The organism is Burkholderia sp. Bp9099, from assembly GCF_003857805.1.
Lineage (GTDB): Bacteria > Pseudomonadota > Gammaproteobacteria > Burkholderiales > Burkholderiaceae > Burkholderia.
The window spans coordinates 164,240-181,531 of sequence record NZ_QTPU01000005.1; the positions used below are offsets into that span (position 1 = coordinate 164,240).

Below are 17,292 nucleotides of genomic sequence, written 5' to 3' on the forward strand. Positions count from 1 at the left end.
GCTTCGGCCTTGATATACGAGGCATGGTGACTTCCCAAATTCCAGTCGCGCATTGCACGCCGCCAGTCCCTGGCCGCAGAAACGCAGGAGTTCGTTGGCTGAGCCTTCGACCTGAGCAGGCAGCACGTCGGTCATAGGTTTCCAACCAAAGCTCGTGAGCCCGGAAGGCGTTAGGCCATGCAGGTAGTGCGACCATGCCCGATCCCAGAAGTGGGCGACGGGGCTGATCGCGCAGCCGCGCACATCGACGGGATCGGACAGCCTTCCGAGCAACGCGAGTGCCATCGCCACGCAGTGCAGGGGACTCCGGCATCCCAGTCGCCCTGCTGGCTAAAGAGCGGCTGATGGGCTCCGGCAAGGGCCAGCCGCTGCCTTGGATGCAGCGCCTGGTGCAGCCTCTGGATCAGGGCGGGCATCGGTAGTCTTCCGGTACGAGGATCGTCGTGAGCGATCGGTCGGCTTCGGTGATGATCCAGACCTTGTCGCCGCCCGGTATCGCGTAGCTCGAAAGCAGGCGCCTGCGAGTCAGCAGCGCCAACTCGTTTTTGGCGATGTCAACAAGGTCCAGCTCACCCCAGTCCCCGCAGAGATGTCGTTCCAGCAGGACGGTCGGCGAAAGCCCGGCGTGTTTCAGCATGGATTGAGCTGCTGAGGTGATGACGGGCTGGCCCATACGGAAGCGTGGGCGGTTGCTCATGTGCGCCCCTTCGGTGCGAAGTTGGTGATGGGCCATTGCGGATAGCCCGTACCGCTGACTGCAGAGGTCTGCCCGAGCAGTTCGAGGGTAGTGCTGGATCGGTCCCACTCCGTGACTACGATCAGGCGGGAATCATCCGGCAAACGATAGACCGACAGCAGGCGCAGGCGGGCGTCGATTGACAGGTCGTTCTGGCGTTTGTCGTCGTCGGAGACGATGCCCCAGTCGCCGGCGATGTGACGCAGTATGACGCTGATGACCGGTATGCTGTTCAGCCGCAAGGTGTGGTGTGCCTCAGGCGTAATGAGGAGTCGCCCCGGATGGAACAGGGGTTTGAGACGTGTGGTGTGATCCATGGAATCTCCTGAAAAAGGACGAGCACGGGCCTCCGGCGGAGCCGGATGCGTGATCGCGGGGAGTGATGGAAGGCGAAATCGGGCGCGGGGGGCGCCCGGCTTATGCCGCCGGGTCGATGACCAGCTTGCGCAGCGCCGCGGCCTTGGCCTGCGAGCAGCCGAGGTGCCGGCGGATACCGGCGACGGTGGGTTTCACGATGCCGGCCTTGATGTCGCGGCTCAGTTTCGTGACTTCGGTTTCGGAGTCAGTGACGCTGGGTGTCGTGGCAGCGGTGCAGATCGTGACGGCAGGTGTATCGGCCGTGACCGCCGTTTCGGCTTCGTGACGATCCGCGACTGGTGAAGCGCCTTGCGGCAGTAACGCGATCCACCAGAGCAGACAGGCCGTGCCTTCGAGCACGGCCGCGAACGTGAGACCAGTGAACAGGTCGAGTCTCGCGTTCGCGACGCCACGGAGCACCGCAAGCCGCACCGCGACCGGATCGTCACGGACAGAGTCACGGTGCGCGGCGTTACCGTCCTCGATGACCTGATACCGCCGCACATCAGTCGCTTCCGCATCCAGCGCATCGAGCCGGGCGGCGAGCGATGTTCGCCGTATCCGCACCGCCGGACAGTCATGGATGCAGTGGCGCACGTCGGCTACAGCCAGCTCGGCTGCAACCGATGCTCGATCTGCCATCACGGCCGTCAGTGTCCGGTGGGCCGGAACGCTGACGACCGGAACGGCCGATGCCCGGACTTCACCCGCATGGGACTGCGAAAGCAGGAAGAACGTCGCATGTCCCCACGATGCTGCGGCCATGCAGCCGAGCCACAACAGCGCGCCGATGCTGCGCACCGCGAGCGGCGCAGGACGGTATAGTGCGGGCAGCAAATGAGCGCCGCCGACCAGCACGACGCTCACCGCGACCCACACGAGACGTTCCGACAGCCACCCGCCACGCTGCCAGCCGGCTAGCACCGACATGCAGACCGCCGTGCCGGTTGCAGCGACGGCCAAACCGAGTGCCGGGCGACGGATCATGCGGCGTTCCCGCCGAGCAGCGCTGCATGCTGATCCAGTCGCGCCTTCAGGCTGGGCACGGCAGTCGCACGAGTATCTTCGTGACCGTCACCGTGACCCTCGCCATCACCGGACTGAGCCGGATAGAACTCGTCCGTGACTGTCGCGCCGTCCTCGATACTGTCCTCGAACGCGCCGTTAGCAAACCCGGCCCGTGCGGCGGCGTCGAGCGCAGCCTGATCGAACCCGGCCGCCCGGCGCCGCGCATCGAGTTCGCGCGCCTCGGTGATCGCCGCTTCGAGCGTGCTGCCAGAGCGGATACCGAGATCGACGTAGTAAATCGTCGAGCGATAGCTCTGCGTGGTGGATTTTCCGCGCAGCTTGAGTTCCTGCGGCAGACAGGCGAGCAGATTGCCCGATACCGCAGCGAAGTAGTGCAGTCGCGCGGCGAGCGTGCGGATCGAGTTGTACGACGTGGTGCGGAAGATGAACGAGCCCATCGCGTCCCCGTCCTCGTCGCCGATCAACACGTTCAGCCGGCCGTAAGGCTTACAGGCGCCGCCCTGGCCGAACGCGCAGCCGTCCGGCGATGGGCATGGCAGTTCCTCGATGCCGGCATCAACCGCACGGCGACAGGTCTCGCCGTTACCGACGCAAACAGGCCGCCCGGTCTCGCGGTCGAAGCACGAATACTCGGCGCGCAGGTTCAGGTCGGGGTCATTAAACAGGAACCGTACAGGGATCGAGCGCAGCTTGCCGGTCGTGGCTTTGCGCAGCGACTCATTGAGCGGATGCAGCAGCCAGCCGTCGCGGTTCTGGATCTGGGTCGTGAGAGTGAACTGGTCGTCCTTCTCGGGCAGTCGTTTGCCGTTCTTCTCGACAACTCTCCCGATACTGATGCGCCCAATAACGGGCGGAGTGATGCTCAAGCCTTTCAACATGGATTGCTCCTGTATACGTAAACAGAGGGGAAATGAAGCGGGGGAGGAGTGCAGCAGGAACAGCGGGGATTCAGGTGTTCACGAGAAACCGGCGTGAGCCGGGTTTCGTGGTGGCGTATTGCATGGCAAGCTCGGGTTGATCGGCCAGTAGACGTTTCAGATCGATGCCGGTGCCGTCCTTGCTGCACCTATAGGAAACGGACCCCGTCTCGAATTGCGCCAGACCGGCTTCGCCCATCGCCTGCTGGATCGTCTGCTTGAGCTTCGCCTCGATGGATTGGCGGCCCTCGATCTCGGCGCGCACGGCGACAAGATCGGAGAACACGGACGACAGGTGGCGGTCGTCTGTGAAATCGACTGTGCCACCTGCGCCCGGATACAGGCAGCGCAACGCACGATCGGACGATTCCGAGCCGTCAGCGGCTGGCGGCGTATCGGTCTCGACGTGCCGCCAGAACGCGGCTTCGAGTTCGATCAAGCGGGCAATGAGTCCGTCGTCACGCTCGATTCGATGCACCACGAGCTTCTGACCGCAGATCAGCACGGCCACGTCGGCAGACGACTTGCCCGTCACCGCGAGCTGGTGCTGAACCTGCAACTGCACGTACTCGGGCACACCGTCGCGCCACAGCCGTGCACCGAACTCGCCCGCCGTCTTGCATTCGAGCAGTTGCACGTCGCGGTTGCCGACGACTTCCCGATCTACGTTAGCCAGCATGAACGACACCGTTGGATGCTGGAGTACCGCATTGACCCGTCGCACGCGGTTGCCGGTCTGTTTCGTGTACGAAGCGGCAACGATGGGTTCGAGCAGCGTGCCCCAGTACACCGGCTCTGTTGTATCACCCGGATCGGGCTTTGGCAGGTTCGCATCGCGGCCGGTCTTGATCAGCCACAGTTCGAGCGGGCTCATGTACGGCGACAGCCCTACGGCAGCCGCCGCGTCGGAGCCGCCGATCCCATGTTTTCTTACCGATGACCAATCTTCACGGGAGAGGGACTTCGTCTCGACAAGCCGTAGTGCAGGCCGAGGCCGGCCGCGCCCGGCCGATTCAGGCAAAGCCATTTGCAACCTCCAGAAACAGGACGGCCCGGCGGGTAAGATCCCGGCCGGGCCGTATGAAGTCATGGACATGGGTTCAGGCAACCAACTTCATTGCCTCGTCCCACGCGCGCTGTTTGATCGCGGCACCGGCACCGAACCACGCGGCGTCGCGCCGGTGATCGTCGCTGCGCGACCGCCGCTGGTGATCAACGTATTCGGTGATCGAATTCACCAGACCCCATGCCGTGCTGGATGCGGAAGCCAGCGTGGCGCCTTTGCCGCGACCGGCATACAGCGACTGCACTGCCCTGATCGCGCTGTCGTTGGTGGCTGGCACCGGTACGCTGGAACTGGCGGGATACGTCAGCACGCGGCGGAAGAACGCCTCGGCAGCCGTGTCGTTTACCTTGCGGTCAGCCAGCGCCTTCATGCGCACCATGAAACCGTCCCACGACGAAATCGCGATGCCGAGTTGTCGCTTGACGGCTTGGGCGTCGAACTGCGAGCGGTGCGGCACCTTCACCGCGCCGGCCGAATCGCCAAGGGCGATCTGGAGTGTGTTGTTGCACACGACGCGAACGGACGTGAACTGGGCGGTGGTCGCGAGCGTGCCGTCGCAGGCGGTGGCGAGCAGCAGGTAGCCGTTCACCTCGTCGTGTCCCTTGAGCGAGACGGACTGGCCGGTACGGGCGAGCGCCCACAGCTTCCTGCCGTCCTTGAGCACTCCGGCCGTCTCCAGCTCGAAGCCGCCGACTTCGGTGAGGTCGCGATAGAACTCCAGGATTTCGCGCGGCTGCACGACCTGGTAGCGAGACGACACGACGGACAGCGGAGCCTTCGTATCCGAGCGGTACAGCACGCGCTGTTCGGGAAACGCATGGATCGAGCCGAGATGGTTGGCAGATCCGCTGATGGTGCCGGCGACGAAACGGACGTCGGCCGATTCGATCGTCCAGTCCATGCCGGCCTGACGAGCCCAGACCTCGATAGGTTGTTTCCGGGAAAGCTGATTGCCAAGACCATGCCACGGGGTATCGCCGACAAAAGCCATGTTGCTGACGAGATGCATAAAACCTCCAGACAAGTGCATAAAGCCCGGCACGCGGCCGGGCAGTAGGGGAACAACGGGAAAGAGAAATCCGGAAGGCTGGATCAGTCCAGCCGGATCGAGAAGATGTGTCCGCAGGCGCGGCAGCGCCAGTTGTCGAGCACCTTTTGATCAATGGTTTCGCCGAGCGCCGCGCCGGTCGCACAGCCGGCTGCAGCACCTGCCAGACCCGCGATGATCGCGCCAGCGATGGTGCCGCACAGCACGCCAAATGGGCCGCCGAGCGTGCCAGCTGCGGCACCTATCTCTGCGCCGGACAGGGCTGCGGCGGCCGCGCTGGTACCGCCGGCAGTGGCGCCTATTGCACCGCCGATTCGTCGCGCAATGTGGCGAGGCTCCGTGCGGAACGACTCGCACGCAGGGCAGGCGTAGATCACTTCGCCCGTATCCGGACGGTAGCGAGGTAGCTCCTGCCCGAATGGGCGGGACGACTCCTGCGAAGGCTCATGACCGTGCAGGCGCATGTGTTCGTGCAGCGATCCGTCTTCGTTGTCATCGTCAAAGGGGGGATAGGGCAGATTGCGATCAGGCATGGCTAGCCATCGCCTTCCGCCGGATGTGACTGGCGTAGCAACCGACGCACATCGTCCACAGCGTGCCGAGGACGAAGCACATCACGAATGCGACCAGATAGTCGAGGGGTGGGGTAGGGAGCATCACCGGACTCCTGAGGCGGGTTCGCCGGTGCGCAATCGCAGCGACGGAGCAGCAGTCTGCTGCGTGCTCGGGCGCGTGATATAGGGCTGAAAAGAAATGGGATCGTCAGTCTGGTGTCGTGACATCGAGTCGCTGCTTCTGGCTTCCGATTTTTCTTCCACATTTGTGGTAAAGTAACCGGAAGTCAACTTCTGGGGCATACCCATGTTTGCCACTGTCGTCTTTCACGAGCCAGCCGATGTCGATACCCGATTAGCGCAATTGCAGCTTGACCGGCAGGTGCTCATCGACGCAGTGTTGCAGGCCATTCTGTACCGGGCGCGTCTCACGGCCCACCATCCCAGGCTGTATCGTCACTCCGTACTGACCAATGAGACGGTTGCCGCCCTGCGGGATTTTCTCATTCCGCGTGGTTGGGAAAAGCAGGACGAAGGCAACTACGAGTTGGTGGTCAATCCGGCGCTTGCTGTCGCAATCGCTGTCGCGTCGGGCGATGATGCAACGGGCATCAAGGACCGGACGCCGTCCAACAAGAGCGAAAAAGGTCCGCGTACCGTCAAGGCGGTGGACGACAACCGGACGGCGGATCTGTTTCCTGAGACCCTGCCGCCCGTAGAGGACGAGCAGCGCGCGCTCGACACGTGGATACTGCTGCATCATTTCAAAAGCGACGAGCTCCATCTTGAACTGTCTCGCCCGAACGGTTACGACTCGACACAACGTTTCGTGACTTCGTGGTCCGAACGCATTGTGCTCGGTGCGATTGAGTTGGACGGTAATCCCGCGGTGTTGCCAATTCCCCAATCGCCGGACGTCGACGTGGCGGTGAGCCGTAAGTAGCGCAATCAGGTAAGTGATGTTCAACTCAAAGCGATTCTCGCTCGCGCGGCGGCGACGAGGTATGACCAAACGGGAAGTCGCTGAACGCATTGGCGTCAGCGAGCGGTCGGTGTCCGCGTACGAAAAGGGAGACCAGGAGCCGGAACCGTCCAATATGCAACGTATTGCGGCAGCGCTCGGCTTCCCCGAAGCGTTCTTTTTCGCCGGCGATCCGAGCGAGCTGTCGGGTAGCGTGGCGAGCTTCCGGTCGATGTCGAAGATGAGCGCGCGCCAGCGTGACAGCGCGCTGGGTTCGGGCGCGATCGGGCTCATGCTCAACGAGTGGCTAGAGCGCAATTTCAACCTGCCGTCCCCCGATCTTCCCGACCTCGGACGGGAGCCCGGTACGCTGACGGACCCGGCGCGTCTGGAAGATTTCGAGGAGGATATCCCATATCCATCGATCCCTACGGCCTATGGCCCTGAGGCGGCGGCTGAGGCGCTGCGCTCGCAGTGGGGGCTTGGTGAGCTGCCGGTTAGGAATATGATTGCCCTGCTGGAATCAAAGGGCGTGCGCGTGTTCTCGCTCGCGATTGACGCGAAAGAAGTCGACGCATTCTCTATGTGGCACGGTGGTACGCCGTTCATGTTCTTGAACACCTATAAGTCGGCTGAACACTGCCGGTTCGATGCGGCACATGAGCTGGGCCATCTGATCCTGCATCGACATGGGCAGACGCAAGGGCCCGAGCTGGAGCGCGAAGCAAACGCGTTTGCTTCGGCGTTCCTCATGCCCCGCAAGAGTGTTCTGGCTTATGCGCCTCGTGTGGCGACATTGCCTGGGCTGGTACGCGCGAAACATCACTGGAAAGTGTCGGTTGCGGCGTTGAACTACCGAATGCACGCACTTGGGCTGACGAGCGCATGGATCTACAGGACGTTGTGTATTCAACTAGCAGAAGCCGGCTACCGCACAAACGAACCGGAGCCAATGACGCATGAAAAGTCTCAAGTGCTGGAGAAGGTTTTCAAGGCATTGCGCGATGAAGGAACGTCAAGATCTGATGTTGCCCACGCTCTTGCGATTCCGCCAAAAGAAATCGACTCCCTGACGTTTAACTTGATGCTGAACCTGTTGACAGGACGCGGGGACGGTACGCCTTCTAAGGACAGTGCCATGCGTGATGGGCTTCATCTGATTCATACGCACGGTAGCTCTCCGTCGAAGCGCGGCAAGCGTACATGAGCACGCCGATTGCAAGACGAGGCTGAACGGGAACGCGAGCAGAAATCAAAAAGGAATCGCAGGTGGACATTCACGGTTTCCGGGGAGGTTCACCAGCACTGGATTGCGCCAACGGAGCGGGCAGGTTGTCGCCGCTCCTGGAGCCAGTGGTACATGCCTGAAACGGATTGGTTGCGAGTCAACTCCTTGGCCGCTTATGCCTCAATGTGGGAAAATTGGACAGTTTTGGCAAACAAAGTTCAAGTTCGGCAAATGGCAGGGGGTGAGACGATGACCGATCCTGAGAGCGAAATCTTGACGCTCGACGAAGTCGCTGTATATCTCAAAGCCGGGAAACGGACGGTCTATCGCCTTGCTCAGAAAGGAGAAATCCCGGGCTTCAAGCTTGGAGGTAGTTGGCGCTTTCGCCGCTCTGAATTAGATCGCTGGATTGCCAGCCGCATTGGCTCGCATTGCCAATCTTCCAGGTCCGACAAGGGGAAATCATGACTGGTGCCATTGCCACGTCCTCGCGCGTCACCTCCCTTCCAGTGCTTGATAAGCTCGAACGGCTCGTCAGGGAAGTAGATGCTCTCCAGAGCAAGCTGATCCTACTGGTCGGCCTCAGTGGAAAGACTCCACTCCTGCGTGCGCTGGCCGAGCAGCTTAAAACAGCGCCGGTCAACGTCGGGGCAGAGTTGGGGCATCGTCTTGCCATCACGCCCGTTTTAAAGCGAAGTTTCTCGGCGGGCGAACTGTTGCGAGAAATCGCGAACAGCGTGGGTAACAGAGCACCACTGCTGCTCGACAACATCGAAGTGCTGTTTGAACCGGGCCTGAAGGTCAATCCACTCGATCTCATCAAGCGTCTGGCGCATTCCCGTTGTGTCGTCGCCGTGTGGCCGGGCGAAATGCGCGATGGACACTTGGTATACGCCAGCATGGGGCACCCAGAATACCGTGACTACAGCCGCGACAGCGTGGTCATTTTCGAAACAGCGCAAAGCTAACATCAAACTCATGGCCAAGAACATGAAATACGGAGATTTGATTCAGTTCGAGCAGATCGAGTCAGTCGTTCAACTGCTTGACGCCGATCGTCCAGCCGAAGCGAAGAAGCTCGTCTCGACGTTCGTCATCTCCGACGATATGGCTGAGCGTATCTCCAAGCTCATGGTGCCTCAACTCGGCTTCGATGAAGCGGTCGATCACAAGGGCGTGCTCATCGTCGGCAACTATGGCACGGGTAAATCGCACTTGATGTCGGTGTTGTCGCTGGTGGCAGAAGATGCCGCCTACGCGTCTATGATCCGGCATCCCAAAGTTGTCGACGCGGTGGCATCCATCGCCGGTCGTTTCAAAGTGCTGCGTATTGAAGTCGGCGGACTTGAAATGCCGCTGCGCCAGATCATCACCCAGCAGCTTGAGCGCTTTCTCGAAAAGCTTGGCGTGGACTTTACTTTTCCGCGTGCGGACCAAGAACTAAACAACAAGGATTCGCTTGAAGAAATGATGGCCGCCTTCGGGGAGAAATTTCCGAATCAGGGGATGTTGGTCGTGGTGGACGAATTCCTCGAATACCTGCAGTCGCGCAGGGATCACGAACTGGTTCTCGATCTGGCTATCCTGCGCCAAATTGGCGAGGTCGCCAAACATCTGAAGTTCCGCTTTGTGGCGGGCGTGCAGGAAGCAATTTTCGATGGCGGGCGTTTCCAGCATGTGGCCGACAGCATCCGGCGTGTCAATGAGCGGTTCACTCAGATCCTGATCGATCGTCAGGATGTCAGCTTTGTTGTCTCAGCTCGCCTGCTCAAGAAGTCCGTTGACCAGCAGAGCAAAATCCGCGAATACCTTACGCCGTTCGCCAAGTTCTATGGCTCGATGAACGAGCGAATGGACGAATACGTACGACTCTTTCCCGTTCACCCCGACTACCTGAAGACGTTCGAGCAGATCCATTTCACGGAGAAGCGCGGCGCGCTCAAGACCATCGAATCTGCGATGCAGGCCATCCTTGAGAAAGATGTGCCCACCGATCGACCACAATTGATCGCCTACGAGAGCTTTTGGAACACCGTCAAGAGCAACTCGGTCTTGCGCGCCGATCCGAACATCAAGGAAGTGTTGCGTGTTTCTGATGTGCTGGAGTCCAGAGTCCAGCAGGCGTTCACCCGTCCAGCCTACAGGCCAATGGCTTTGCGCGTTATCTACGCGCTGGCAGTGCATCGTCTGACTACGGGAGGGGACATCCACATTCCCATTGGTCCCACTGCAGCCGAGTTACGTGATTCGTTGTGCCTGTTCCAACCTGGGGTTGAGGATATGCCCGGGGAGCCCGCCGAAAACTTGCTGTCGATGGTGCAAACCGTGTTGCGCGAGGTGCTGAAGACCGTCAACGGCCAGTTCATCTCCAAGGCCGCCGACACGGAACAGTATTACCTCGATCTCAAGAAGGACATTGACTATGACGCTCAGATCGAAAAGCGTGCCGAAGCGCTGTCCGAAGACGCACTCGATCGAGCCTATTACAGTGCCATCAAGGCACTGATGGAGTGCAGCGACGATCTTCGTTATCCCGGATTCCAGATCTGGCAGTATCAGATCGAATGGCAAGAGCATCGCGTCGAGCGCTTGGGTTACCTGTTCTTCGGCGCACCGAACGATCGCCCGACGGCGCAGCCGGAACGGGACTTCTACATCTACTTCGTCCAGCCATTCGACAAGCCCCGCTTTACCGACAAGCAGCAGCCGGACGAGGTGTTTTTCCGTCTGAAGTCGCTGGACGAAGCTTACAAGCGTTACCTATCGCAATACGCGGCGTCTCTCGATCTGGCATCTACGGCCAGTGGCGGTGCAAAAAACGTCTATCTTTCCAAGGCGCAAGATGCCCTGCGTGGCATGAGCAAGTGGTTGCAGGAAGCGCAGTTGGTCGCCTTTGAAGTCACTTATCAAGGCAAAGCCAAGACGCTGCAAGACTGGGTCAAGGGTGTGTCGCTGCGTGACCGCGCCCGTTTGGGACCGAATGAGAGGATCAATTTCCGAGACATCGTGAACACTGTGTCGGGCTTGGTGTTGAACCAGCATTTCGCCGACATCGCTCCCGAATACCCGAAGTTCCCCGTCCTGGTCACCGAGGCCAACCGCAAGTCACTGATTTCCAGCACATTGCGCGCGCTCGCGGGTGGCACGCGTACCAAAGATGCTATCGCGGTCCTCGATGCCTTGGAAATGCTTGATGGCGACCGCATTGACCCGACCAATTCGCGCTACGCCCAAGAGGTTTTGAACCGTCTCAAGGCCAAAGGTCACGGCCAGGTACTTAATCGTAGCGAACTGATTGCCGGCGCGACGGACGTAGAGTATTTCTCCCCTGCCAAACAACGACTGGAGCCCGACCTGCTCGTCGTTGTGCTGGGTGTGCTTGTATATAGCGGTGACATCGTGTTGTCGATCACGGGCGACAAGATCGACTCCGGCAAACTAAACCTGCTGGCCGAACGCTCTGCCGATGAACTCCTGCAGTTCAAGCACATCGAAGCGCCCAAGGAAATCAATCTTGCAGTGCTGCGCGCACTGTTCGAATTGTTCGGACTGGCTTCCGGGCTTGCGCAGAAAGCCAGCCAAGGCGACAACGAGCCGGTCATTGCGCTGAGGGATAAGATCAGCGCTTTGGTGCCGCGTGTCCTTAAGGCCGGTTCCGATCTCCAGCAAGGCAAGCTCGGATTCTGGGGGCAGAATTTGCTCCGTGACGAAGAAGCCAAGGATTGGTATGCGCGACTCGATGCGCTCAAGCAGTTCACGGAATCGCTGTCGCGTTATCACACGGTTGGCACGCTGAAGAACCTGCGTGTGACGCAGGAGGAAATCGACACCCAGAAGAAGAATCTGGACGTGCTTACCGGCGTCGAGCGTCTGCTGGAACTGGTCGGCGAACTGGGGAGCACGGCATCCTATCTTTCGCAGGCGGAGATGGTGCTGTCATCCGGCCATGAATGGGTGAAGCGAGCCGATGCGGCGCGCAAGGTTCTGTTCGAGAAACTGGCCGACGATCGCACGGCAGATCGTGCTGCTACGGTGCTTGGTGACTGCCGCCAAGTGCTGGCTCAGCTCAAGAGGGACTATATCGCCGCGTATATCGCTTCTCACAGCAAGGCACGACTCGGTGTGACCGAAGAGAAAACCCGCAATGCGTTGCGCAAAGACGAACGCTTGCGATCTCTGCGAGTGTTGGCCGACGTATCGCTGATGCCTACCAGTCAGCTCATTGCCTTCGAGGACGCACTGAACGGCCTGAAAAGCTGCTCAGCGCTGGACGAACCGACGCTGGTCGCTGCTCCCGTTTGTCCGCACTGCCAATTTCGTCCGTCCGCCGAGCAACTGGAACTGCTACCCGCCGCCAACCGACTGAGCAAGCTGGACGACGACCTTGATCAGTTGCTGGCCAATTGGCAACAAACTTTGTTGGAGAACTTGGAAGACCCTTTCACGCAGGAAAGCCTGAGCCTGCTGCCCTCTGCGTCGAAAAGTCTGATCGACACGTTCCTCGCCGCACGCAAGCTGCCGGAGCCAGTAACTGCCGACTTCGCCGGCGCCGTTCAGGAAGCCTTGTCTGGACTGGAGAAGATCACGGTAAGAACGGATGAACTGCGTCAAGCGCTGCTGCAAGGTGGTGCGCCCGTGACGCCCGATGAATTGCGCAAGCGGTTTGATGCGCTGATTAGTGAGCGGGGCAAGGGCAAGGATGCCACCAAGCTGCGTTTCGTTATTGAGTGATGCCGTGACGACGAAATTCCGACGGAGCATGCATGGAGAGGGATGAACTGCTCGCACGTCTCCAATCTATTGAGTGGGACGACATCGAGTTCAAGGAAGCAACTTGGGCAGTACCGAAGGATGCGCTTTCAACGGTCAGTGCCTTTGCCAACACGGCAGGCGGGTACCTGGTGTTTGGCGTGAAGCAGGCCAATGGCTCGTTCACCGTCACCGGTGTCACCGATGCTGATGGCATCCAGAACACCTTTCTCGGTCAGGTCCGGGACGCCAACAAAATCAGCGCTTTCCTGCCTATCGCTGGAAAGGTGCACAACCTGGATGAAGGCACGGTGCTGGCGTTCTATATTCCCGAGGCAGCGCGCAGGCAAAAGCCCGTTTATCTCGACGGCAACCCGAAGAAGGCATTCGTCCGCCGTGGTGGGCGTGACGATACTTGCACGGGGGATGAACTGCTCCGCTTCATTCGCGATGGGGCGGCGACTCGCTACGACGCCGAGTTGATGGACGTGGACATTTCCCGTTGCTTTGATGAAGCCTCCTTGCGTTGGTATCGCACGCGCTTTGCCGCCAGCAATCCGGGTAAGGACGCGACCGCTAACGATGAAGCCTTCCTGCGCGAATGGGGCTTTCTGGTCGAGCAGGGAGGTGTGTTGCGTCCCACCCGCGCCGCTATTCTGGTGCTGGGCAGTGGCGAGTACGTCAGACAGGTGCTGCCGCGCATGGTAGTGGACGTGCAGCTTTATTACAACGCGAGTACCGACTACGACTCTGCGGTGCGCTGGGCTGACCGCATCACTGTGGAAGACAACCTCATCAAGGCGTGGCAGGCCATCGTCGATTTCTATTTTCGGCACAGTGAGCGACCCTTCGGTATCGATGCCGCCACCCTTCGGCGTGACGACGATCCGCCGGATTACATTTCCTTCCGTGAGGCTGTCATCAATTTGCTGATCCATCAGGATTTTGGTGACACCACACGCGTGCCGGTCGTCCGCTTCTTCCGCGATCAGACCGAGTTTTTCAACCCGGGCGATGCCTTCGCGTCGCGCGAGCAATTGCTCGATCCCGGTGATAAGGAAGTGCGCAACCCCAGTATCGTCAATGCCTTTCGTCGCATCGGCCTATCCGACCAAGGTGGTACCGGCGTGCGTGCCATCTTCGACGGTTGGCGCAAGCTGGGTTATCTGCCGCCGGAGATTGAAAACCACAAGGCCGAAAAGAGCTTTCGCCTGCGACTGCGCAAGGAAAAACTGATTACCGAAGCCCAGCTTCTGGCGCAGGCCAGTCTGGGCGTGCATCTGAGCGAGCAGGAAGCTGATGTGTTCGCTTACCTGACCCGTCAGGGACAGATCGACATTGTCGATGTCAAAGCGCTCACTGGATTGAGTGGGGTCGGTGCCCGTGAGCTTGTGCAGCGCCTGACTGTACAAGCCTTGATCGTGGCGCGAGGAGAGTCCAACAACTTGTTCGGTCTCGCCGAGCACTTGCGGGCCCGCTTCCTTTCGGGTGCTGATGGAAAAAATGAGGAAAATCAATCGCCTACCGGCGGTGCGGCGGTGGGCGGTTTGACCGATCAAGCTACCGATCAAGCTGTATCTGGAATAATTGGGCTTGATCGGTTGACCACCGTGCAGTGGAGCATCATTGGCTTTACCGATGCCCCGCGCTCGCTTGCCGAGTTGATGCGCTATACCGGCTACCGCCAGCGTCCGCACTTCGTCGCCACCCATTTAGAGCCGCTACTCGCGGGCGGAGTGCTACGTCAAACTGTCCCCGATAAACCGCGATCGCCGCAGCAACGCTACGTGCTTACCGAGGTTGGCGTGAAACTCAAGGTACTGCACGAACAACAACCGGCCGCCGGCCGAACGGAAGAAAACGATGAGTAGCACCCAGTCCCTGAACTTCGGCGCAGAAGAAGTGGCATCTAGCCCAGTTGAATGCCTTGGCCAGACGTTCCCCAGCGATCAGGCCCGGCGCGAGCATTATGTTGCACTGCTGGCTGCCAAGTTGAAGGAGTCAGAGTTCCGCAAGCAGGAAGGTTTTCCGCAGGGCACGGACGAGGCTATTCTCGCCATGTCCGATCCGCCGTATTACACCGCCTGCCCGAATCCGTGGCTGGTGGATTTCGTTGAACACTACGGCAAGGCCTACGATCCGACGGTGAAATACAGCCGTGAGCCGTTGGCAATTGACGTGAGCGTGGGTAAGACCGACGCCATCTACAAAGCACACAGCTACCACACCAAGGTGCCACATCTAGCCATCGTGCCATCCATTCTGCACTACACGAAGCCTGGTGACTTGGTGCTGGACGGCTTTTCTGGTTCGGGCATGACCGGCGTGGCTGCGCAGTGGTGCGGCACTGCTCCGGCCAGCTATCGGCACGAGCTAGAATTGGCATGGAAAAAGGAAGGTCATGCCGCGCCTCAATGGGGCGCACGTCGTGCTGTGCTCAACGACTTGTCGCCAGCCGCGACCTTCATCGGCGCGAACTACAACATTCCGTTCGATGTGGAGGCCTTCGCGAAGGCAGGCAAGCAACTGCTCAAGGGCGTGGAGCAGGACATTGGCTGGATGTACGACACTCTGCATAGCGACGGCGTAACCAAGGGGCGTATCGAATATACGGTTTGGAGCGAGGTGTTTAGTTGCCCGGAATGCGCGGGCACGGTGAATTTTCTCGATGAGGCGCTTGAAGAAGAGAGCAAGCGTGTGCGCGACACTTTTCCGTGCCCGCACTGTGGTGCAGAATTGAACAAGGACAGGCTGGAGCGTGTGTTTGAAACTCGCGTTGATCCGGCCACGGGCCAACCGTGGCAGCGGGTGAAGTTTCAGCCATCGTTGATTTATTATGTCGTCGGAAAAACGCGTTACGAGAAAGAACCGGACGCTGCCGACTTGGCCACGCTGGCGAAGATCGAAGCCCTGCCGCTGCCCGCGTCAGTGCCAACGAATCGTTTTCCCGTTGAGGACATGTATCACGGTTCGCGGATCGCGCCCAAGGGTTTCACCCACGTTCACCATTTTTATCTGCCGCGCGCTGCTCAGGCGATGGGCAAACTGTGGGAGATGGCACAAGCGCATCCTGACCTGCGCATTCGGGCTTTCCTGATTTTCATGGTCGAACAGGCAGTTTGGACCGCTACCCTGTTAAACCGATTCCGACCGACGGGCTTCTCGCAAGTCAATCAGTACCTGACGGGCGTGTACTACGTTGCATCTCAACACGCCGAATGCAGCCCCTGGTACATTCTTGATGGAAAGCTCGATCGACTGGTAAAGACGTTCCACAGCTTGAAGTCGGCTTCCAATGTGGCGGTGACAACAGGCACAGCAGCCACACTTCCGTTGCCAGGCGACTCAGTGGATTACATCTTCACCGATCCGCCCTTTGGTGAAAACATTTACTATGCTGATCTGAACTTTCTGGTTGAAGCGTGGCACGGTGTCACCACTGACGCCAAGCCCGAAGCCATCATCGACAAATTCAAGCACAAGGCACTGCCCGAATACCAGCACTTGATGCAACGTTGCTTCGCCGAATACCACCGTGTGCTCAAGCCGGGGCGCTGGATGACGGTGGTGTTTTCTAATAGCAAAGCGGCGGTATGGAATGCCATTCAAGTGGCATTGCAGCAGGCTGGTTTCGTTGTGGCAGAGGTGACGGCGTTGGACAAGGTGCAGGGCAGTTTCCGGCAAGTCACATCCACCACGGCGGTTAAGCAAGACTTGGTAATTTCCGCGTACAAGCCCAATGGCGGCTTGGAAGACCGCCTTACGAAAAGCGGGGCGACGGTGGCATCGGCTTGGGATTTCGTACAAACCCATCTACGGAATCTGCCTGTCGTTAAATACAAGAAGAGCGGTGAGCTGGACACCGTCGCCGAGCGTAGCCCACGCCGCATCTATGACCGCATGGTGGCTTGGTTCGTGCGCCACGATGCGCCAGTGCCGCTCTCCAGCCCCGAATTCCTCGCAGACATTTTCAGCCGTCATTTTGCAGAACGCGATGGCATGGCTTTCTTGCAAGAACAGGTCGCCGAATACGACAAGAAACGCGCACAGACCGCGCGAGCGTCTCAGATGGAGCTATTCGTTTCCGACGAACGGAGTGCTATTGATTGGGTGGAGGATTTCCTCAAGAAGCGGCCATCCACTTATCAGGACATCCACCCGGAGTTTATCCGGCAATTGGGTGCGGGCTGGAGGAAGCACGAGGTTCGCCCGGAACTCTCCGCGTTGTTGGAAGCTAATTTCCTGCGCTACGACGGCATGGGGGAGGTGCCCAGTCAGATTCATGGCTATCTCTCGTCCAACCACAAGGACGTGCGCGGATTGGAAAAAAACGACCCGCGTCTCATTGCCAAAGCGAGGGATCGCTGGTATGTGCCTGACCCGAACAAGGCGCAGGATCTCGAGAAAAAACGCGAAAAGGCGTTGCTTAAGGAGTTCGAGCAGTACAAGGCCTTCACGGGCCGCAAGATCAAAGAGTCCCGCCTGGAAGTGTTGCGCGCGGGCTTCCGCGCCGCGTGGGCCGAGAAAGACTACAGCACCATTCTCGCCATCGCCAACAAACTGCCGGAAGAGACCCTGCAAGAGGATGAGAAGCTGCTCACGCTCTACGACATGGCGCTGACGCGCAGCGAAGACGGAGCGTGAGCG

15 protein-coding genes are annotated in these 17,292 nt (G+C 59.7%); 7 read left to right on the plus strand and 8 right to left on the minus strand.

All coding sequences use genetic code 11. The annotated features are described in order from the left end of the window. Window positions 1–403 precede the first annotated feature (403 nt). The 8 genes from DIE17_RS07270 to DIE17_RS37715 all read right to left on the minus strand — a co-directional run bounded on the left by DIE17_RS07270 (window position 404) and on the right by DIE17_RS37715 (window position 5,810). The gene (locus DIE17_RS07270) at window positions 404–697 is read right to left on the minus strand and encodes a hypothetical protein (protein WP_124920767.1); all 294 of its coding nucleotides are present in this window, start codon (window positions 695–697) and stop codon (window positions 404–406) included. After that, on the minus strand, window positions 694–1,053 hold the full coding sequence (locus DIE17_RS07275) for a hypothetical protein (RefSeq protein WP_124920768.1): 360 nt from the start codon (window positions 1,051–1,053) through the stop codon (window positions 694–696). The genes DIE17_RS07270 and DIE17_RS07275 overlap by 4 nt, the downstream gene beginning before the upstream one ends. Window positions 1,054–1,153: 100 nt before the next feature. After that, entirely contained in the window at window positions 1,154–2,080 is a 927-nt protein-coding gene (locus DIE17_RS07280; RefSeq protein WP_124920769.1) for a hypothetical protein, read from the minus strand. Further along, window positions 2,077–3,000, minus strand: coding sequence for a phage capsid protein (locus DIE17_RS07285; protein ID WP_124920770.1), 924 nt, complete (start codon window positions 2,998–3,000; stop codon window positions 2,077–2,079). Before DIE17_RS07285 ends, DIE17_RS07280 begins: the two co-directional genes overlap by 4 nt. Window positions 3,001–3,070: 70 nt before the next feature. Next, window positions 3,071–4,066, minus strand: coding sequence for a YqaJ viral recombinase family protein (locus tag DIE17_RS07290; RefSeq protein ID WP_124920771.1), 996 nt, complete (start codon window positions 4,064–4,066; stop codon window positions 3,071–3,073). Window positions 4,067–4,139: 73 nt separating this feature from the next. Next, entirely contained in the window at window positions 4,140–5,114 is a 975-nt protein-coding gene (locus tag DIE17_RS07295; RefSeq protein WP_124920772.1) for a DUF932 domain-containing protein, read from the minus strand. Window positions 5,115–5,197: 83 nt separating this feature from the next. Further along, on the minus strand, window positions 5,198–5,686 hold the full coding sequence (locus tag DIE17_RS07300) for a hypothetical protein (protein ID WP_124920773.1): 489 nt from the start codon (window positions 5,684–5,686) through the stop codon (window positions 5,198–5,200). After that, window positions 5,679–5,810, minus strand: coding sequence for a DC-STAMP domain-containing protein (locus DIE17_RS37715; RefSeq protein WP_221624889.1), 132 nt, complete (start codon window positions 5,808–5,810; stop codon window positions 5,679–5,681). Before DIE17_RS37715 ends, DIE17_RS07300 begins: the two co-directional genes overlap by 8 nt. A 204-nt stretch (window positions 5,811–6,014) precedes the next feature. Here DIE17_RS37715 and DIE17_RS07305 point away from each other — a divergent pair, with 204 nt between their 5' ends. The 7 genes from DIE17_RS07305 (at window position 6,015) to DIE17_RS07335 (ending at window position 17,289) form a co-directional block, all read left to right on the plus strand. Beyond that, window positions 6,015–6,650 (plus strand): hypothetical protein, encoded by a 636-nt coding sequence (locus DIE17_RS07305; RefSeq protein WP_124920774.1) that lies wholly within the window; start codon window positions 6,015–6,017, stop codon window positions 6,648–6,650. A 61-nt stretch (window positions 6,651–6,711) separates the two neighbouring features. Further along, window positions 6,712–7,875, plus strand: coding sequence for a helix-turn-helix domain-containing protein (locus DIE17_RS07310; protein ID WP_409410392.1), 1,164 nt, complete (start codon window positions 6,712–6,714; stop codon window positions 7,873–7,875). Window positions 7,876–8,145: 270 nt separating this feature from the next. Continuing rightward, window positions 8,146–8,364, plus strand: coding sequence for a methylation-associated defense system helix-turn-helix domain-containing protein MAD1 (gene mads1, locus DIE17_RS07315; RefSeq protein ID WP_124920785.1), 219 nt, complete (start codon window positions 8,146–8,148; stop codon window positions 8,362–8,364). Further along, window positions 8,361–8,864, plus strand: a complete 504-nt coding sequence (brxF, locus tag DIE17_RS07320) for a BREX-3 system P-loop-containing protein BrxF (protein WP_124920776.1) — start codon at window positions 8,361–8,363, stop codon at window positions 8,862–8,864. The genes mads1 and brxF overlap by 4 nt, the downstream gene beginning before the upstream one ends. Before the next feature lie 10 nt (window positions 8,865–8,874). Further along, complete coding sequence (locus tag DIE17_RS07325) at window positions 8,875–12,627, plus strand: DUF6079 family protein (protein WP_260439215.1); 3,753 nt, start codon at window positions 8,875–8,877, stop codon at window positions 12,625–12,627. A gap of 32 nt (window positions 12,628–12,659) precedes the next feature. Beyond that, on the plus strand, window positions 12,660–14,516 hold the full coding sequence (locus DIE17_RS07330) for an RNA-binding domain-containing protein (RefSeq protein ID WP_124920777.1): 1,857 nt from the start codon (window positions 12,660–12,662) through the stop codon (window positions 14,514–14,516). After that, window positions 14,509–17,289: a DNA methyltransferase gene (locus DIE17_RS07335; RefSeq protein ID WP_124920778.1), complete on the plus strand. Its 2,781-nt coding sequence runs from the start codon at window positions 14,509–14,511 to the stop codon at window positions 17,287–17,289. The genes DIE17_RS07330 and DIE17_RS07335 overlap by 8 nt, the downstream gene beginning before the upstream one ends. Window positions 17,290–17,292 lie beyond the last annotated feature (3 nt).